Source organism: Haloarcula ordinaria (assembly GCF_029338275.1).
GTDB lineage: Archaea > Halobacteriota > Halobacteria > Halobacteriales > Haloarculaceae > Haloarcula > Haloarcula ordinaria.
Genome location: NZ_CP119789.1, coordinates 2,792,566 through 2,811,372, shown reverse-complemented (window position 1 = coordinate 2,811,372; position 18,807 = coordinate 2,792,566). Strand labels below are relative to the sequence as shown.

Annotated in this window: 16 protein-coding genes; 7 read left to right on the top strand and 9 right to left on the bottom strand. The window is 53.6% G+C overall.

The window, feature by feature from the left end:
- Positions 1-3: 3 nt before the first annotated feature.
- Entirely contained in the window at positions 4-1,596 is a 1,593-nt protein-coding gene (locus P1L41_RS14775) for an FAD-binding domain-containing protein (protein WP_276296495.1), read from the bottom strand.
- 456 nt (positions 1,597-2,052) lie between these two features.
- On the opposite strand from P1L41_RS14775, the gene P1L41_RS14770 reads away from it, so the two are divergent.
- A complete protein-coding gene (locus P1L41_RS14770) occupies positions 2,053-3,012 on the top strand; it encodes a tyrosine-type recombinase/integrase (RefSeq protein ID WP_276296494.1) in 960 nt (319 codons plus the stop codon).
- 7 nt (positions 3,013-3,019) lie between these two features.
- On the opposite strand, the gene P1L41_RS14765 is transcribed toward P1L41_RS14770, so the two are convergent.
- From P1L41_RS14765 to P1L41_RS14745, 5 genes are all read right to left on the bottom strand, one after another.
- Positions 3,020-3,631 (bottom strand): hypothetical protein, encoded by a 612-nt coding sequence (locus P1L41_RS14765; protein WP_276296493.1) that lies wholly within the window; start codon positions 3,629-3,631, stop codon positions 3,020-3,022.
- 11 nt (positions 3,632-3,642) lie between these two features.
- Complete coding sequence (locus P1L41_RS14760; protein ID WP_276296492.1) at positions 3,643-4,296, bottom strand: hypothetical protein; 654 nt, start codon at positions 4,294-4,296, stop codon at positions 3,643-3,645.
- 68 nt (positions 4,297-4,364) lie between these two features.
- Positions 4,365-5,393: a hypothetical protein gene (locus P1L41_RS14755; RefSeq protein ID WP_276296491.1), complete on the bottom strand. Its 1,029-nt coding sequence runs from the start codon at positions 5,391-5,393 to the stop codon at positions 4,365-4,367.
- Between the two features lie 75 nt (positions 5,394-5,468).
- On the bottom strand, positions 5,469-5,921 hold the full coding sequence (locus tag P1L41_RS14750; protein ID WP_276296490.1) for a hypothetical protein: 453 nt from the start codon (positions 5,919-5,921) through the stop codon (positions 5,469-5,471).
- A 157-nt stretch (positions 5,922-6,078) separates the two neighbouring features.
- Complete coding sequence (locus tag P1L41_RS14745) at positions 6,079-6,525, bottom strand: DUF7964 domain-containing protein (protein WP_276296489.1); 447 nt, start codon at positions 6,523-6,525, stop codon at positions 6,079-6,081.
- A 409-nt stretch (positions 6,526-6,934) separates the two neighbouring features.
- Between P1L41_RS14745 and P1L41_RS14740 the strand changes: the two genes are divergently transcribed.
- Positions 6,935-7,342, top strand: a complete 408-nt coding sequence (locus P1L41_RS14740) for a hypothetical protein (protein ID WP_276296488.1) — start codon at positions 6,935-6,937, stop codon at positions 7,340-7,342.
- A gap of 264 nt (positions 7,343-7,606) precedes the next feature.
- Here P1L41_RS14740 and P1L41_RS14735 read toward each other — a convergent pair whose 3' ends face one another.
- A complete protein-coding gene (locus tag P1L41_RS14735; protein ID WP_276296487.1) occupies positions 7,607-8,152 on the bottom strand; it encodes a hypothetical protein in 546 nt (181 codons plus the stop codon).
- Between the two features lie 96 nt (positions 8,153-8,248).
- Here P1L41_RS14735 and P1L41_RS14730 point away from each other — a divergent pair, with 96 nt between their 5' ends.
- The gene (locus P1L41_RS14730; RefSeq protein WP_276296486.1) at positions 8,249-9,094 is read left to right on the top strand and encodes an Nmad3 family putative nucleotide modification protein; all 846 of its coding nucleotides are present in this window, start codon (positions 8,249-8,251) and stop codon (positions 9,092-9,094) included.
- 119 nt (positions 9,095-9,213) lie between these two features.
- Here the strand turns inward: P1L41_RS14730 and P1L41_RS14725 are convergent, their stop codons facing one another.
- Positions 9,214-9,816: a hypothetical protein gene (locus P1L41_RS14725; protein WP_276296485.1), complete on the bottom strand. Its 603-nt coding sequence runs from the start codon at positions 9,814-9,816 to the stop codon at positions 9,214-9,216.
- 197 nt (positions 9,817-10,013) lie between these two features.
- Positions 10,014-14,066: a hypothetical protein gene (locus P1L41_RS14720; protein WP_276296484.1), complete on the bottom strand. Its 4,053-nt coding sequence runs from the start codon at positions 14,064-14,066 to the stop codon at positions 10,014-10,016.
- A 486-nt stretch (positions 14,067-14,552) separates the two neighbouring features.
- Here P1L41_RS14720 and P1L41_RS14715 point away from each other — a divergent pair, with 486 nt between their 5' ends.
- From P1L41_RS14715 to P1L41_RS14700, 4 genes are all read left to right on the top strand, one after another.
- Positions 14,553-15,260 carry a hypothetical protein gene (locus tag P1L41_RS14715; protein ID WP_276296483.1) on the top strand — a complete coding sequence of 236 codons (708 nt, stop codon included), beginning with the start codon at positions 14,553-14,555 and terminating at the stop codon, positions 15,258-15,260.
- Positions 15,261-15,296: 36 nt separating this feature from the next.
- Positions 15,297-15,968 (top strand): 3'-5' exonuclease, encoded by a 672-nt coding sequence (locus P1L41_RS14710; protein ID WP_276296482.1) that lies wholly within the window; start codon positions 15,297-15,299, stop codon positions 15,966-15,968.
- Positions 15,969-16,141: 173 nt separating this feature from the next.
- Positions 16,142-18,157 (top strand): hypothetical protein, encoded by a 2,016-nt coding sequence (locus P1L41_RS14705; protein WP_276296481.1) that lies wholly within the window; start codon positions 16,142-16,144, stop codon positions 18,155-18,157.
- Between the two features lie 105 nt (positions 18,158-18,262).
- The gene (locus P1L41_RS14700) at positions 18,263-18,784 is read left to right on the top strand and encodes a hypothetical protein (RefSeq protein ID WP_276296480.1); all 522 of its coding nucleotides are present in this window, start codon (positions 18,263-18,265) and stop codon (positions 18,782-18,784) included.
- The last annotated feature ends 23 nt before the right edge of the window (positions 18,785-18,807 follow it).

The following is an 18,807-nucleotide window of genomic DNA, read 5'->3' as shown; positions in this document are numbered from 1 at the left end:
GCGTCAGAACGAGGACAGCGAGCTCTGCGTGCTGTCATCGTCCCCGTCGTCCTCGTTTCCGGACCCTGGAGCCGACGAATCGCGCTCAGACGAGGACTCGTCCGAGCGACCGCGCTGTGAGAGCGACGCCCGCCGGGCCACCTCCGGCTCGGAGAGTGCGGCGAGTGCAGCATCTTGCACGGCGTCTATCTTGTTCAGTATCGCCTGTCGCGCCCGCTCGTAGTCGACGACCGGGTACGGGTAGTCGTCGCCGATAGAGACGCCACACTCGGCCTGCACGTGCAGCGGCGTCTTCTCTGGTTGCGCCAGGTGTGCCACCGGCAGCGCGTCCAGCTCCGGGACCCACCGCGTGATGAACTCCCCGTCCGGGTCGTTGTCCCGAACCTGTTTCCGCGGGTTGTAGATACGCATCATGTTCGTCCCGACGACGCCCGCCTGGGTCTGGAACTGCGTGTAATTGATCGCCGGGTCGGCGTCGACGAGGTGGTAGTAGAACCAGTCCGCACCGACCCGCCACGGTTGCTGCAGCAGGTCACAGAGGACGGACGCACACATCGCCCGCATCCGGAAGTTCAACCACCCGGTCTCCTGCAGACAGCGCATCGAGGCGTCGATCATCGGATAGCCCGTCTCGCCGCGCTTCCAGGCCTTCACCAGCGCCGGGTCGTGCGTGTCCGCGTGGAACCCCTCCAGCACCGGGTTCACCGCCGTGTCCATCCAGCCAGCCCAGTATTCGAGTTTCTGGTTGTAGTGGCGGTTCCAGTACAGGCGCGACCGGAACATCTCCGTCCCACGGCCGTCGACGGCGTGCTCGTCGACGTACTGGTAGACCTGGCGGACGGAGAGACAGCCGAACCTGAGATACGCCGAGAGCCGACTGGCGCCGGTCGCCGCGTCGGACGGTGCCGAGATACTCCCGGGATACTCGTCTATGTGCCGGGTGAAATGCTTCAGGCGTCTCCGTGCGGCCGTGGTGCCGCCACGGGGGGCGTCGGTCTTCTGCGGGGTGACGTCGTAGGCCGTCTCGACGGCGTCGACACTGACCGATGTTGCGGTGTGCTGGAGCGTGACGGCGTCCTCGTTCCACGTCTCCTGGTCGGCGGTGAACCACGCTTCGACCTGGTCGCTCCAGTTCGCTCTGGTGTCGTCGGCGCCTCGCACCAGCCCGTCGGCGTCGACGAAGGTCACATCACAGCGTTCGGCCGCCGCGTCGTCGCGGTCGCGTCCGTACCGCCCGGCCGGGTCGGCGGTCGCGACGACGTCCCACCCACTGTCGACGAACGCTTCCAGTATCGTCAGGGGGTCGCCGTGAGCGAGGGTGAGTCGGCTGCCACGGCTCTCGTACTGGTCTTGCAGGTCCGCGAGGCACTGGTGGAGGAAGCGTTTGCGAGCGTCGCAGGCCAGGGCGTCGTCGCCGTAGAACTGCGGGTCGAAGACGAACGCGGGCTGGACGGTGTCGTACTCCCGTGTGGCGTACGTCAGGGCGGGGTGGTCGGTCGTTCGGAGATGGCGGCGATGCCAGACGATGCACCCGGGTCCGTCTGCTGGCGGCGCGGGGGCCTCGGGCGCAGTCTCTGGACGCGGTGACTCTCCCATCTACTGGCTCCGTAGGCCCGAAGCGGCATAACGAACGGGCCTCTGCGACTGGTTGTGAACTAACCTTGCCAAGGTCGGGGCGGATTCTCACCGAAGCGAGACTCACTGCGTTCGTCTCGCAGGGTTCGAACCCACCGGACCATCTCGATTTCACAGACGACCCGCTCCGCTCGTCGTTGCGAGAAGTCAGAAATGGGTTGGGGCGGATTCGAACCGCCGGCCAGCGTTCCGGTCGATTTCGCGGTTCTCGACGACGGCGGTAAACCGCCCCGCCGTCGTCTGCGCTTCCACCCGCGGGTCCCGCCTGGCTTCCGTTGCGTCTTCGACGGACGGGTCCGGGCGGGCGTTCCGCCGGTGGGTGAAGGGGCCTTAGTAACCCGAATAGACCACGTGAGAGATGCATCCTCCCCTATCCGAAGCGTCGCTGGTCGGGCACGCCGGGCACGAATCGCAACCATGTCCGTCACTATCGCAGAAACGATTGAATCGTACCTGACCGAACGCTCGTCAGAGCTCTCCGACTCAAGCGTCCAAAACCACCGGTACCAGCTCAAGCAGTTTCGTGAGTGGTGCCAAGGGACCGGCGAAATTGACAAGATAGGGGAACTCGACCCTATCGACTTGTCGCGGTTTCGGCGCTACCGTAGCTCAGATCTGAACAGCAACACGATGTACAATCAGCTGTCGGTTGTGAGACTGATGCTGCGGTTCGCGCACCGCATGGGATGGGTCGAAGAATCGGTCCCAGACAGTATCGTCCTCCCAAAGAGAGATGGGAAGTCACGCGACCGAAGCATCGATCCGGACCGCGTCGGTGCTCTCCTTGATGAACTCGAAAAGTACCGATACGCGTCGCTCGATCACGTCATTATGTCGATGCTTTGGACTACCGGAATGCGGATTGGGACGCTACGCGGACTCGATGTGAAAGACGTCCATCTCGACGAACGATGGGTGAACATCTCGCATCGCCCCGAGGGCGACACTCCACTGAAGAATCTAGAAGACTCCGAACGCGAAATCAACCTGCACGGGTGGGTATGCGAAGTCCTGCGGGCGTGGATCGACGACCGGCGGCCAGTAAGCACCGGAGAACATGGCCGCGATCCACTACTCTCCACCGGGAACGGCCGGATAGGTCGATCAACTATTCGCCGACGTGTCTACAAACTTACTGATTGCGGAGGAATCGAACCAGGATGCAACTGTGGTGTGGAACGCGCGTCGATGTGTTCTGAGACGGTGTCACCGCACGATATCCGACGGTCTTCGATATCGGCGTGGTTAGATCGTGGGAACGACAAATCCCTCGTGTCAGGTCGATGTGACGTATCTCCCTCAACTATCGATGAACACTACGATGTCCGGTCAGAAGCAGACAAGCGAGAATTGCGGAGGGACGCGTTCGACATGTGAGCTGACGCTACCTCGTCACCAAGTCTATCGATTGAATTGGTTTTCCACCATTCCCGTCGCGTATTTTGAGGGGATACTCGTACGTCTGCCCGGCCACGTACTCTTCAAAGTACACTAACAGTACAATCGAAAATCGATAGACAGACACATCATCTGCCCTGAGGATCTTCTTCTCAGGATCATACATTTGCTCAGCGCATGGAATATCCCGGAGTTCAACGCGAATATCGTCTGGGACATCGAACTGAATAGTGAATGAGTCCAGTCGTTCAGAGACTACGACACCGCCACGGATCTCACATTCACCTGACCGAAGTATAGCTTCCCCTCGACTTTCAGCAACCTTATCGGGTTCTTTTTCTCCATCAACAGCAGCAATCGGCGTCAGATCAATTTGAATCCCAAACGGGCGATACGCTAGGTAGTACCCGACAGCAGGGGCAATGTACATCCCGGCTGCAGATATTGCGACGGGTGTGGAACTGAGGACAGACGATGCAATCCAGAGAACGGTGCCAAGAATTCCGCTCCCCCACGCGAGTATCGACGATTTGTACTCAGACAGAAACGGCCGGAATTCCGCGCGTAGATGAGCGATACTGAGAAAGTCCCTTGGCATAGTCGGTGAAGCTAATCAGACTCTGCAATCACGTCGCGCTCAAAGAGTTGAACAAGATACTCAGTAGCCTCTGGGACATCGCTATGGACGGATAGCGTCCCATCGGTGTATCGTGTGAGGACTTGCTCTCCTTCGTAGGAGAACACGACAGTAGCCGATTCTATCGGGTACTGTTCAATTTCAAGTCCGGTTTCGTGAAGTTCAGATCTCAGCTCTTCGAACGAAACTTCGGTCCCCTGATCTCCAATCAAGGAAATCTCGATGATCTTGTCGGCGTTGTGCAGGAAATCCCAGAGGCGCTCACGGTGCACAGTCAATGAACGATAGATTTTCACGTCGTCCGAGGAGAGGGCGTTGAGCTTCTCTATCACAGATTCGACAGAAGGAAGGTCAACTTCCGTATCCAGAATGAATAGGTTCGATTGGTCACGGAATTCGAACTCAAGTTCTATGTCTCGACCACCTCCCCACATAGCATCCTCAGAGTAATCAATGAACCCGCTGTACACTGACTGCCCGTCGAACGGGTATTCATCGCAGAGTCCACTAACTGTCCGCTCATTTACCTCAGACAGGCCGAACCCGTTGGTCGAGAGGTCGGACAGTTTACGGAACCGCTGTCCGTTGCCAGGAATTCGCGTCCGACGGAGACTACTTGATCCCATGCATTACCTCGCCCAGTTAGCCATACGAGCGGGACGATTGCGAACCCATTTATGGCGATACTTTGGTTTCATTGGAACTCTGCGATTCCAGCTTGCCGTTGTTTGTACTCCTTCCGATTACCCTTCTGCCGATATTGTTTGATGACGTCATCGACGGGGAACGTGATTTCTGCTCCTTGCCGTTCGCATTCTTCGTATAGGTTTTTGAAGAATTCAACTGGCGGGTACTTGTCTTCCGGGGGGAGGGACTGCCAATGGTCGTACACGGTGAGTAGTTCCCTCAAAAAGCTGACTGACAAGGCCATACGTTCTAGATGACTGGACCCGTCGATATCCTGCTCAGCCTTGATATGGATTCTTCCGCCGGTTTCGATTCGAGCAGCGACGAACTTGCCGTGCATCCCGAAAATCCCTTCAACAAATGCCATTTCTTTCCCGCGGAGAATTCCCATCAGGATCGTCGTGGCCTTTGCGATATCCGTGGAGTCGTCCACTCGGTTACTCCTGCCGAAACGATCCTCTTCCCCCTCAATCCGGGCGTTACTGAGAAGTTTCGCGGAGAGTTCGTCACCGAGTTGTTCGCCGTTCTTGTACTGTGAGAGGATCCACAGCAAGAAATCCGAGGCGAATCCGATTTCGCGCGTTCGGATATAATCACCGAGTTTCGACTCGATAAGGCTGCCTGCCTGCCGCGCTTCGGTCTTGTTGCCTTTGATGAACAGATAGTTCGGAGAGTCCCAGTAGACGTCCACACTGTCCGTTGTTCGAACATGGCGGTACTCGGTCCCATTGCCGTTACTCGTTGCTACTTCGCGTTCGTTCCACTGTTCGTATCGATACCGGATTCCGTAGATGTCTTCGGTTTCCGTTTTGATTTGGCGGCTGATGTCCGGTGATTCTGCGACTCGGTCAGCAAAATCCAGCATATGGTAGCCGCTGCCGGGTTCATCGTTGGTACCACGGGAGAAATCCTTGAGACCAGTTTCAACGGTCCTTTCTAAGTCGAAATCAGGGTCGAGAATCTCGGTTGCGTATAACCCATTGAACACTAACCGGCCGTCGTAAGTATACGAGCCATTAGACCGCGGGGTACTCATTACATGCAGGTTGTACTTGGCATCTGTAAATAACTACTCCGCAGAATGAAAGTGGATTTCACCATACTGGAGAACCTACTTGATGTTGGGGACATGTGGCAATCGTTCTTGGATGGCGACCAGAATCCCATCACGAATATCAGTCGGATTCACCGCTACCACCTCGTAGACGTCCTCGTCGTACTCCAGTAGGCGAAGGAGGTAGTGCGTACGAGGATAGCATTTCCGCTCTTCCCCCTCAGTACCACGGAACAAAATGTGAAACGGTTTCCCAGTACCGTCAGGGTTTCTGTCTACGTTGTACTCGAATTCAACTGCTCTGACTGAATAACCTAATTCAAAGAGGTCCTTGTGTTCCAAGAAAAACTCGTAACTCCATGCGTCGATCACACCGGAGATGACGAGGAACCAATCCACCGGAACACAGTGGTAAAACCGCTCAATTCCGGAGTGAGTAGGTTCGGTTTCGATTGGCTCTGTGTAGTGATGCTCTGTGGTGAGAGGAGCAATTGTATTTCGAGGTCCCATAAAGCAAGTGGACTCACACAATGTAAATAACGGTGAGACTCTCAATTCACCGTACAACAGACCCACATCTGGGTGCGACGGTTCGCAGGAAGGTATACCACACCTCCAAAGAACGGAATCTGTACGCCAGCCAGCGCTCAAGATTGCTTGTCCAAGGTTAGGTGGCGTCGTCGTAGTGTTGCTGTAGAAGTTCGCCGAATTCTGCCGCATCGCGTAAAGCTGCCTCTCCATCAGAATCCACTTGGCGGTCAATTACCTCACTCACATCACCGGCCGCTTCCATCTCGGCAGCTGCTTCTTCAAGAGCAGCTTCAGCCTCGTCAAAAACCGAGTCTACGAAGCCCTCCGCATTTTTCTTGGACTCCGGCTTGTTCTCGTCTTGGTATACCCTCGACCAACTTCGATTATTTGGAAGATATTCAATCGAAACAATGGTGCTTTCAGTGACAAAGATCGCACCCACAACTAACGATCTACGCCGGTCTTTGTCCGGGTCCGTTACGGCATTGACCGGGACAACGGCAACGAACTTCCCGCTGGTGTGAAGCGCATAGAGTTCATCGTCAGTCAGGGGGCGAGAGGGAAGGCTGGAAACTAACGCCATACTCAGCAATCTCATTACCAAGTTATCGGATTTGTGGTTCTTGTGAATCGTCGGAATGTCCAGTCAGGAGACTTAGTGCGTGTTGCTAACTGGCGAAGGGTTTGGCAGGTTCCCGTAGCAACCGAGTTTATTTTACACTCTGTCGGTATGATAGCCTATGGACTGCCCAAGTTGTGGAACAGAAATGAGGGGCGAAATTGCGGAAGTGAACGATCCCAAACCCGGTGAAGGAAAGAAGAGAGTAGTCAACCGAGAGTGCCCGAAATGCGGGTCAAGAATTGAACGGAGATACACGACACTTGCTGAGGCAAAGAGACGATTATACGATTAAGTCTCGTACGGAAACGCCGCCAGTACCTTCCATCGATCAATCAGTAGTTTATCTTGCAAGGGCACAATCCAGTGTCCTATGGGCCACCAATTTGAGACAGCAAGGTTCCACGTGCTAACTGGACCAGATTCACTCTTTGATCGAGTGAGAACGGTACTTGATGAACCGACTAAACTTCGTATTGATCCCGATCACGTTCAACAGAGAGCCGAAGAGCGTTCAGCTCCACTGGACCAACTGAAACAATTCGATCCTGACACGTGGGAGTTGAAGACTGCAGAGGTTAGAACAGACAAAGGCCTGTTTGTGAATGCGGCATGGGCCTGTCAAGTAGAGGGGCGTGATTGGTGGGTAGTAATAGGATATAACGATACGGCAGTGACGGTGATTGAGACTGACAAAGAAGGACTCGGACCAAACATCGTCACTGAAGGTGAACTGTACGACTACGTTGATGAAGTAAACACGAAAAAGAACGAGGCTTAGACGTAATTTGAGCCAGTTTAATGCGAGATTTTTCCCGTCCCTGTCCCAGCGCTATCGGTGCGAAAAGAGATCCTGATCTACGCACGATGAGTAGGTAGTGGGGGTGAGCACGCTACCGTGCTACATTGAAGATAGTGATAGGACTCGCATACAACCCCCCAGTGGACCGGACAGGCCAGAATAGATATCCGAACAACCTATTATCCCATACACAGATTAGGTGCAGCAGTTCGTCGTCAACACTGTCCGATCTCCACCCGTCGATCAGCATCCATCAGTATCGCCAGAGCCACTTTCGGATTCGAGTTTCAGAGTTCGCTCTAGGCACTCCTCAGTAACATCTGAGATTCGGCTGAAGTGGTCGAGAACTTCCCGAGTTTCAGACACATCCAAGTCTCGTCCATGCGGCCCAAGAGACCGTTTTGTGGGAACGTAACCGAACTCGCTCAGAGGGATACCATGCTCAAACGGATACATCTTCATTTCGCCAATCACGCTAACCCGATCTTCAGTCCGCCATTCGTGATCATCGTGTCGGATGTATCCGACAATGAGATTTTCAGATGCATTTCCGCCTCCATGGTTCGGATACGATGCCAAGAATAAGTACTCTTCATCGCCTTCAACCACTTTCTTAACAGCACTCTGATAGCATTTCGCCCAGTAGTTTTCTGCACCGATTATTTTCCCGTCATTCAATTCCCGTTCCAGTCCATATTCTATGTAGGGCTCGTTTGCCGGGTCCTTTTTCTGATTTGCTTTCACGTCCCTCACCGGCAATTCTGATTTGCCCTCATGAATGAACTTCATTACCCGCCCAGTCGGTTCATCAACCGTAGACCCAGTCACAGGCCAAAACTATCTGTCGAGGGATAATAATTTATTGTAACAATATGACTTTACCTTGTGACTGTTGCACTCATTGGCGTCGGGGCGGACCAGACTAACTCCAGCCCGTATCCACAAGTATACCAAGACGGAAGCTTCGAGTACGTTCCTATCCCTGAGGCATACGAATCTTCAGAATGCGGTACTTTTGGTACTATTAGCCGCAAACCCGATGAGGGCCATTTACGCCAAGTCAGTGCCTCGGAAGATACACTATCTGATGTACTGGACGAGATAATGCCACGAGAGGGAGAAGGAGATACCGTAAAGGGTGCCGAACTTGAGTCCTATCCAATCCATTGGGACCCGAACTTTTCCGAACTCACCTACGGGGAGGTGAAGACAGCAAATAAAAACCAGATCAAACAGCTAGATCAGGGAGATGTTTTGGCATTTTACACTGGGTTGACGTCTCCTGGTTCGGGGACGCCTCACAGACATATCATCGGCTACTTCACAGTAAACAGAGTAACGGATTTCCGACCGCTTCTCGGCGAATCTCCTCCTACAGATCATAATGATCGGGTCGTTGTTTCGGAACTCCCCCCAGATGCGCGTGAGACCGTTGAGTCAAAATTGAGCAATCATCCGGATAATGCGCACGTCAAACGCTATCAGGAAAGTGGCACCATCCACCCACAACTGTTAATTGTAGATGGCGAATCCCCAGGGAGACTGCTCAATAAGGCATATCGGATTAGTCAAACTGCCCCAGGAGGGCACGCATTCACTGAAGATGCCGAAGAGCGACTGATGGTCACATCAACGGCATCACATCGAGAAACTGGATTTTTGGGAGGATTCAAAAAGAGCCACCGGTTAGAGATTTCAGGGAGAGACTTTATCGAGATAATCTCAGGGTGAACCAACAATCATAGAGAGTCGAGAGACTATCCGAGGTAGATTGACGTCCGCCACCGTGCTGTGTTTCCAGCACCGTTACTGAACCTATCAAAGTCCAGTACATCAACAAAGATAGAAGATTAGAACTCTTTCAGAGTGGTCTGTCCACCGCCTATTGTGGAGGAAGATCCTATGTTGTTTGCCTCGACTACACTGCTATTCTCCGCGGTATACTGTACGAGTGAATGCTGGTTCTTGTTCCACTCGCTCTTGGCATCTCCCTCGTCTGTATCAACAAGGAACAATTTAATCCACGGATCAAGCCGGCGGGGATGTGGCACTATGTACTGAGGATGGCCCGTTGTTGAAGATTCAAACAGCTCCACAGCCATGGGGTGTGACTTCGGGATCTGGACTGTCAGTAAGTCCGGTTCATCCGGAGCCATACGCCACACCGTTGAGGAGACGTCTACCAGCTCCGCGCGTGGCACCTCAACAAACTCACCCGGGTACTCATTCGGGTCTTTGACGCCAACGCCGATGACCTGTATATCTAAGTCCAACCTGTCTTGGAGTTGCTCAATATTCCGAGCAACCACCGACCGACCTGATGCGAACATTTCGACTATGAATAGATCTGCTTCTGGACGAGCAGCGAACGCCTCTGCTGTCTTGCGCGATCCAGATGCATATTTTTCGATGTTATCGAATACACTGTTGTGACGCTTTGTCCGGTACGTCATCTGTTTCGTCCGCTTTTTTGTTGCCGTCGCTTCGACCCACTCCTCACCAGTTCGCTCAACGAGTGACCGCGATTTTAGTTGTTTAAGTGTACTTAGGCTGATCGGCGTGTCACGGAGCATCCACGAGCTGCTATCTGGTGTCGGTAGACCCGTTAGGCGATGCCAGTTCGCTCGAACCCAACGTCCTGTTCCACGCGTCACGCTGATTCACCCCTGTCGAACGCCGTGATGTTCTCAGATACCGTGTCGACAGACTCCCTCGCTGGCGGTGAAGTGAACTGTCCAAGGGCCCCTCCAGACAGTTCGTCCGGTTCAGGAGAACTGTACACGGCATTTTGTTGGACCGTGTCAGCGCCCTCAACAATAAGCGACCACATTGACCCGTCTAACTCACAACCCTGAGACAACGATGGCCCGAGATCCGTTAGGTGCGAGGTCGTTTTCCCGGTAATAGACCGATATAGATCCGCACCGTACGGACCTTCACCTTTCCGGCAGTCAACTACTCCCTGGTCCCGGAGCTTCTTCAGCGTCTTCAGCACGTGACGCTTCGACACATCCAGATCTGCCGCGATTTGCTTTGCTGACAGCCAGTCGTCAGACTGTAACGACTCCACAATTCGAACTTGCTTCCGTGTCGCTATCCACTCCACACCGCCGACTTGTACATCTGCGAACCCCGTCGGTGTCGCATCCGTTCGGACGTATACGACGGCCCGGTCGTCCGGATCGTCCGCATTTCGAGCATATCGGCCTGCGGCTTGAGCGACTTCATTTTCCCGGACGGATGCGAGAATCGCGCCAGCAGTAGCGGCATCTGGCCCAGTAAACCCACGTCCACGAGCACGCCGGTGACCGGTCTCATCGCACTCTTCACAACCCTTTCCGCTGCACCCCGCACACTCTGTCTGCTCCGGTTCAGCGTCGCATTCATACTCGCATAATACTGTGAGCACGAACCCGTCGCCTGGGTCCATGCAACCGTTTACGAAGCCGACATCCTCATCTCCGAAGTCATTCCGTGATCTGACTTCACCGTAGTGCATCGTCTCGGGATTGAGCACACCGTTTTCCGAAAGAAGCGATGCTAACTTTCGCTCAACTTGGGTCGTCGTAATCGCAGTTTCTAATCCTTCATCGACAAGGTCATCAAGCAAAACGTCCAGTTTCTCTTCCCCGAGCCATTCTCTGGCTTTATCGCCAGATAGGGGTCGAGTCGCGTCACCGACCTGCACTGCAAAGAGGCCACGCTCGAAGAGCCGCCAGAACCGTCGTTCGTCTGTATCGAGTATCTCTGCGCGTTCAATGTGTTCAACACTATTCAGTCTCCAGAGTGGCATCGCCGGATGTGCATCAAGGCCCACGACACTTCGCGCACCGCTCAGATCCGGCGTCTGCCGAATCGTTTTCACACGATTGTCATTGTCGATGACCAGAGACACTCGAACTCGCGCACCCTCGTCATCCATTCTGGGGAGAGAATGTACCGTCGTTCCGTGGCGAAGGCTATTCCTGTCTATCTCGCCGCTGAACGCGTCGAGAATGCACTCAATCACCGCACGACTCAGTACGTGCGCCCTTGGTTCCTCGATGTACCAGTCAAGCGGCGGAGACCGCTCCTCAATAGCCTCCTCAAGCTCGAAGTACTGGTCTCGTAGAGCCCCATACAGCTCACCGAATTCCTCATCCCCGTGCGAGCGAGCGAGTGTCACGAATGCCTCCCAATTCGTGACCGGCGCATCAATGGCTTGGAGATACGCAGTCACGGCGTTCTGAATCTGATCCATCGAAAGCCCACCCTCACGGTCACCATCACCAACGCGTAACGAGTAGTCTGGAAGCTCGTCGATCACGATGTTAGTATCCCGCGTCATCGACGGCACGAACAGCATCGGGTGTGTTGCGTGTACGACGTCGTACCTAACTCTCCGCTCGTCAGCGCTATCCATCCCAGAAACCCCACCACATCCCCCAAAACCATTATTGTCGTTCCCGGGATTGTACCACGGGACGTCTCGCCATTGGGTCTTTGAGGGACACTCAGAATCACCGGGTGAACACGGGAGTTCTCGACCCTGGTCGTTGTTCTCTGCGAGGATCGTATGTGCGACGCTAAGTGGGATCCCTTTCCCGTCACACTGCCGGTCGATCCACTCCGATGCGCGCTCACCGTTAATTGACAGCTCGTCATCGAACTCTCCAGCAGCGACCGGGCACGCCTCCTTCCGTCCAAGAACTTTTTTGGCATCTATCCCGGCCTTCTTCGAACTGTGGTAGGCTTCATCACGAGCCTCCCTCGTAGCATGTACGTGGACAACTGGTGCGCCACCCGTGATACTTCGATGCCTGAGCCATGGAAACGTGGCGACAGTGTAACTTTTCCCGAGGGCAGTCGGTGCGTCAACGACCTTATCGTCCTGTTGGGCGATAGTTTTCACAACAGCGTCTTCTAACCAATCACGGGCCTCCTGTGTCGACGGCCAGTTAAATCCATGTTTCTTTGCGAACTCGCGCGCCTCCTTCCACGACAGGTTCTGGATCCGGGTCAGGGGAATAGTCGAAACGTTCTCTCCACCGACCGGGTGCCCGTGCTCCACATCATACTCTTCCTCAATAACGTCGAGTGTGTCCTGATACGAATCGTATGGGAGCTTCCACCCAGCCTCAATCAATGTCTCATCGCACACGCCATGCTTGACAGCGATGTGCTTCAGAGCCGCGGCTGGGCACTTATCATCAGGGGCGATGTATCCCTGTTCCTTTGCGTGCCGCCACGCTACCCAGACTTCCTCATCAGTAAGTTGGCCACCAGGACGACCTGCGGAACGTATACCCTCTTCGCAGAGAATGAACGAGAGCGCGTTGTACGCGGTCTTGTGCTTGTGGTCGTACGCAGCCTTTCCGTATTTACCCTCGTAAATTTTGAAATAGCCCTCACTATCCCCATGATGACCGAGCGGGTTATTTCCGCGATCACCAACGGCCCACCCGGTCACATCAGTAATATCTAAGTCCCACAGTGCGGACTGTTCCCCGTCACTTTCCAGGCTTGGCGAATCGCCGTTCTGCTCTTGCTGTCCTACCTGTTCGAGGGTCGGTTTCACAGGTTTCGAAGCCGGATGTTGCGATGGGGGCTTCGCACTTCGGAGAATTGCAGTTAAATCCCCTTGCCACCGGGTGAGAAAATCATCGAGATCGACTTTATCCAACCCCGGGCGCGGAAGTTCCCCGACTTGTGTCTCAATTCCATCTTCACACAGCCGCAACGCGGTTTTTACCGCACCTTTCACACCTGACCCGAACTGTTCGGTGTGGATGTCGCTCATGGTGTTCGATGGCTCAGCAACACTGGACCCCGGACGTTCGGCGTCTTGTACGACAAACGCGCGAGTCACCCCATATTCCGAGAGAACCGATGCTAACCGCTCCATGTCGTTATTGCTGAATTGAGTTGTTACCGGTGAGATGCACGGATGTCCGCGCTGATGAGCGGTAATTGCGTCAGCAATTCCCTCTGTGATCAGTACCGACTTATCGGATGATGATTCGACAGTATCGCCTTCAAAGACCTCTGTTTCTTCCGAATCCAGTGTTATGGAGTCTAGCCCATAGATCGGTTCTTCGACAACAACCTCATCGCTTGTCGTTGGGATTTTGTGGTACTTCGAAGGAGTGTCATCATTACCGGACCTTCCAGCCCAGTCTTTCGGATGTGCGGGATCAGTAGCCCGACTAATCGCAAACGTGAGCGTCCCTTCCTTGTCCGTGTACGGCAGCACGTATCGGCCGTTCCATATCGCTTGCAGGCTACCGTATTTGTTCTCGGTAATCAGCCCAGTCGCTAAGATCTCATCACGGCTGTACCCCTCCATCAGTAGCTTGTCAGCGAGTTCACCTACGTGGTTTGGTGGGGCGTACCCGAGCTTCTTTTCGTCTATTGTTTTATCAGTCCATCTGCGAGCTTCATTGTAGTACTCTCGTGGGGAGTCATATTCACAGTCGTCTATTGGCAGCGGCTCATCTACCTTTCTATGATACCAGTCAAGTATCTCATTGAGACACTGGACGACAGCCTCCTCGGGAATATCCGACTGATCTTCTTCACCAATATTGCTCCCCTCACCATCTGCACCCGGTACGTATAGCCGGGGATACGTTTCGCTATCGTCCTCCACAATGTCACCAGCGTCAATCGCCGCGTCAATGGCACTCTCGGCCTCCTTCGGCGAGAGTGGATAGAAGTCGCTCACCTTCTGAACTGCTTCTCCAGTTGTGAGGCCATGTACCGCACTCCAATTCGTTACCGAAGCACCATCGCCATCACCGTCACTGGGCATAATCCGCACCCCCATCAGAGAAGCGACGAATCAAAAACGTCGTACCAGAGCACGGTGGGTACTCCTTCGCAGTCTCGACTGTGTACTTATCAGCTGCTTGCCTTCGCTTCAGTTGCTGCTGATCGACTGAGCTGTCGTTTTTAAGGTTGTGTGTATGTACCTTCATGTGTCGGGAGCGAGCTTGGTTTGATTGGCCGCCCTCCCGACCGTTTTCCATACGCAGACTCAGGTAAATCCTTGAGCCCGATTAGAGTCGCGGTCGGCAGTGCGTAGCCGGTCCTAACAACCACGCACTTATAAATTTCCGGTGTGTTCCGATACAGTCGCAATCGCATACCAATTCAGCGTACCACGAGATGTCGTTGAAATTTATAATGCTCCAAGGAGAACCCGGTCATAATGTCGAACCGAAATGCGCTTACAACCCCAACCGACCTGAAAATCCTGAACATTCTCGCTACAGGGCGACGACACAACCCACGGACAATCGCCGCAAAACTCGACCGCGACCAAGACTACATGGGTACGAGGATCAGGTTTCTCCGCGACCTGGGCTACCTCAAATACGCTGTCATCGATAAGTCCGGTATCTTCGAAATCACCCAGCGAGGATTAGTCGCCGCATGGCACACTGACCGATACGTCCGCAACCACCACGACACCTTCCACGAATTAACGCTCACATCTTGGAATCACCAACCAGACAATGAATTTCTCCCCGATCTCGCGTGGGTGTCCACTGAAGAGAAATACGGGTTCATAGCGCTAAATGAACAAGACGTAGTCGTTCCATCCGAACTTGCTGACGACCCCCAAGGCCTCCCGTACGATCCGGAAGAACAAGGCTTCCGACCCGAATTCATCGGCAACATCCTCTACCGAATGTATTGGCATGGATTCGCTGATCGAGTTGGTGGAATCGAAGCGTACAGGATCACAGACCGCGGCGAACTCGTCTATGAGCTCGTAACAGGGCAAAGCGACACAGACTCTGTCGAGCTGACCGAGCATATCCGAGATACGTATAGTGACGACGAGAATCAACGACTGGAGCAGCTCATCCGAGCACACGAAACTATAGAGATAGACCCACAACACGGCGGTTAGCTGTCGTTTAAATATCTTCTTTGGATTTCCAGAATTATGAGCCAGCCTCGGTCGCATACGACTCAACAGATTCGCGGACGCGACGACCTCACCGGAACCATCGCAATCGACATAGAAACGATCAACCTCGTCCCAGAACCCGACATCGACTTCGCGGATCCAACACACTGGACATTATTCTGCATACCTCTCGGGTACAGGTCGCCGGAGGGGGACGTAGAAACAGATGTGCTGTTCCGCCGCGGGCCATCACTATGCGACGAACGCGAATTACTCGACCGATTCATAGAGTGGATCAGAGAACGCCGTCCCGCCCGCCTCATCACGTACAACGGCGAATTCTACGACATCCCGGTAATTCGGCACCGTGCCGAACGTACTACTGAAGAATGTCGTGGTCACCATACTACGCACGATGATCTGCAACTCATTCTTGACGTGGTCAATCATCATGACCTCTTCACAGAAGTAAAGCGACAAGCTGGATTCAACGTCAAACTGGAGTCCGCACTACAATACCACGATATTGAGACCGTTGAAACTCGGCTTGACGGTAACGTAATTGACGGGAGCGATATGCCCAATCTCGGCCTCCGAATCCTTGACGGTGAAGCCACGTTGGAGGAAATCGAAGCGGTCCGTGAATACGCCGAGTCGGACGTACAGCCACTTTTCCAACTGGAGACGGCTGTACAGGAACACGAGTAAGCTCGCTATCATTGGCACATCCCACATAGATTTTGACAATAGAGGCTTACTGTATACCGAAGATGAGCAATACGATATGCGTGCGAGCGCTCGTTTTGCCCAAAAACGGTCAGTTATTGGGTTTTATATGAGCACCGAATGTTCTCAGGGGTAACATCGTATTTTCTGGATACATGGCATCGTGTACATATTCATTTGACTCGCAGGACTGGCAGGAGGAGCACGGGGTAGATATCATTGATCACTGGACGTGGAACTGTCCCCACGAGCAATACGGAGAAAATACTGAGCGATGTATATTCCACATGTCGAGCGGCGGGCGAGATACTGCAGGGGTTAGTGAAGAGGAGTTTCGAGAACGGTTTATCGAGGATATCCTCCGGGGTGAAGAAAATGAATTGCATGGAGCGGCTCTTGATGATTTGCCACTGGATTTTCTTTCACTCCGGAACACAGCAGACCAGCCGATTAACTTGCGGGCAAACGAATTTCAACAACTCTCATTTGCGAACTCTCAGATACGAAACGCCATACTGCTAGACTACAGTACGTTTACTGATATTGACGTCTCCCATGCCGTGTTTGACCACGCATTAGGCCTGCAACGCGTCACTGTTGACGGCACATTTTCGGCAGTGATGTCGGATTTGGACAGAATATACGGGGAAGGGCTGACAGTTGCCGAGATCGACTTTACAGAAGCCGAGATCAACCGTGCTGGATTCCACGAAGCACATATCGATGTCTTCCGCTGTCCCAACGCCCATCTCTCCGTGATTTTGACCGAGGCGACCTTTTATGAGGAATTTTCCGTTGATAATGCGACGTTTGGGACAGTAGTTGATGGTCAAGAAGCTACGTTCGAGTGTTCTTGTACCATCAGTGAGGCAGAGTTCGGGGACAAGCTCCTTCTGGAAGATTCAACGTTTGACGACGGTCTCGAAATCGAAGACTCGGTACTCCAAGGTGTAGGGCTTGCGCATGCAGATGTGACCGGCGACCTGCGGATTTCAGGCTGTGCAATGGACACACTGGTTCTAGATGCCGCAACTATTGACGAGGAACTGTGGGTTCAAGGAACGTTCGAGGAAGCACTCCGCGCTTCTAAGACAACCTGCGGGAAGGCATGGTTCAGCGATGTCACAACGGACAAAGTGGATATATTTGATATCGATGTCGATCAACTCGTCATCTCAGCAGATTACGTGGATGAACTCCATATCAAGTCCTGCGATCTCCCGTCGCTCCACATTAGCGAAGGCGAATATGGATCAATCGGGTTCACCGATTCTGTCATTAGAGATTTCGCCACCACCGGCTGTGAGATTCATTCACTGAACCTCGTTGAGGCCAAAATTAATGGCGATCATCAACAGAACGATATCGGGGACACGAGGTTTAGAGACACCGACATACACGATATTAGCTGGCGAGGAAGTTCCGTAGACAAGGACGCCGAAATCAAGTTTATTGGGGGGTCCCTTGAGGAGGGCGAGCTTCACCAACCAGACAATGGCAGGGTCCGATTTGTCTTCTATCAAACTACCGTTGGAAACATTCACTTCCACAATACCAACGGCGACGATCTACAGCAGGCATATTTTGTTGCTCCCGACTTCGACAATTTCCCGTTCGACGACTACACAGCCGAACTCGCTCCCAATTGGCGATTGAATGTCAACCCAGAATTTGAAGCCACAGAGTTTGAACCCGGCCAACTGGAAGCATACCAGACGTACCAATCAGCACGAGCCAGTGCAGGAGCTTCCAACCAAGAAGATGCCTGTGCCGGGTTTTACAAACGTGAAATGCAGTATCGAGGCGATATTCTTAGAGACAGATGGAGTGAGAACCGGCACTGGGACTCCTTGTTCAAATGGCTCGAACTACGGTTACTGGACTGGATTTGCGGCTATGGAGAAGACCCTGGCCGGCCGATTCTGATTGCGACTGGAACCATCAGCGTATTCGCCCTGATTTACACGGGGATGCTCTGCGGCACTGGGACAACAGCTGGCAACTTCCTCACTGGAATTACGCTAAGCTTGCAAGCATTTGCGACACTGGTATTCGGTCCGAGTCAAACGTTTTCTGGATTGCTCGGTCGCTTCCTGACAAGTCTTGAGGGAGTGATTGCAACGCTTCTGATTCCCTTCCTCGTGTTCTCTCTCACGAAGTCAATTGATTAGGTTTTAGAAAAAGGTCGCCAGCTGTGGAGAAGTTCGGTGCTGCTCCATCAATCACCTCAGGTGTACTACCGCAAGTTACTACGCCTATTCGTAGGAATGTGGAATATGCTGATTGATGCGTTCGTACGGATATTCGGGCCGAATCTCCCAGTGTTCGGGTTACTGGTCGTCGGAATTACCGTCGAGAAATACTACGTTAGTCGAGTTACCGTATTCACGAACGTGTTAGCACTTAATGTGTCGTTTCTGAGCCTAGAGGAGGCTCCAAGACTCCTTGTATGGTACGGTGACATTGGACTGCTGCTCGGCACGTACGGCATGGCTGCGTATCTTCTCAGTATGAAGACGTGGCGGTTATACAACGTGCCTGCGTTCACGATGTACGCGTCGCTACCGGTAGCGGCCGTGGTTCTGGCGGCCCCCAGTGACTGGTGGATTGCGCTGCTCGTTGCCGGAGTCGTGAACTTTGTTGGAGGGATGTTGTTAGAGTCAGAGGGGGTTGCGATGGCGCACTGGAGGCCTCGCCATGGGGAAGTGAGTCGGTTTATCCGGACGAAAACGATGGAATTCGTCGATCCTTACGGAGTTCACCAGAAAGTTGATCTTGAAATCGGATTCGAACCGTGATACGCGGGGATTGGTCGTGACAG

Excerpts from the sequence above, each read along its gene's own strand:
- P1L41_RS14745 (WP_276296489.1), bottom strand. The coding sequence starts at position 6,525 with ATGGCGTTAGTTTCCAGCCTTCCCTCTCGCCCCCTGACTGACGATGAA.
- P1L41_RS14760 (WP_276296492.1), bottom strand. The coding sequence starts at position 4,296 with ATGGGATCAAGTAGTCTCCGTCGGACGCGAATTCCTGGCAACGGACAG.
- P1L41_RS14715 (WP_276296483.1), top strand. The coding sequence starts at position 14,553 with ATGTCGAACCGAAATGCGCTTACAACCCCAACCGACCTGAAAATCCTG.
- P1L41_RS14750 (WP_276296490.1), bottom strand. The coding sequence starts at position 5,921 with ATGGGACCTCGAAATACAATTGCTCCTCTCACCACAGAGCATCACTAC.
- P1L41_RS14765 (WP_276296493.1), bottom strand. The coding sequence starts at position 3,631 with ATGCCAAGGGACTTTCTCAGTATCGCTCATCTACGCGCGGAATTCCGG.
- P1L41_RS14710 (WP_276296482.1), top strand. The coding sequence starts at position 15,297 with ATGAGCCAGCCTCGGTCGCATACGACTCAACAGATTCGCGGACGCGAC.
- P1L41_RS14725 (WP_276296485.1), bottom strand. The coding sequence starts at position 9,816 with ATGACGTACCGGACAAAGCGTCACAACAGTGTATTCGATAACATCGAA.
- P1L41_RS14770 (WP_276296494.1), top strand. The coding sequence starts at position 2,053 with ATGTCCGTCACTATCGCAGAAACGATTGAATCGTACCTGACCGAACGC.
- P1L41_RS14705 (WP_276296481.1), top strand. The coding sequence starts at position 16,142 with ATGGCATCGTGTACATATTCATTTGACTCGCAGGACTGGCAGGAGGAG.
- P1L41_RS14735 (WP_276296487.1), bottom strand. The coding sequence starts at position 8,152 with ATGAAGTTCATTCATGAGGGCAAATCAGAATTGCCGGTGAGGGACGTG.
- P1L41_RS14775 (WP_276296495.1), bottom strand. The coding sequence starts at position 1,596 with ATGGGAGAGTCACCGCGTCCAGAGACTGCGCCCGAGGCCCCCGCGCCG.
- P1L41_RS14740 (WP_276296488.1), top strand. The coding sequence starts at position 6,935 with ATGGGCCACCAATTTGAGACAGCAAGGTTCCACGTGCTAACTGGACCA.
- P1L41_RS14755 (WP_276296491.1), bottom strand. The coding sequence starts at position 5,393 with ATGAGTACCCCGCGGTCTAATGGCTCGTATACTTACGACGGCCGGTTA.
- P1L41_RS14700 (WP_276296480.1), top strand. The coding sequence starts at position 18,263 with ATGCTGATTGATGCGTTCGTACGGATATTCGGGCCGAATCTCCCAGTG.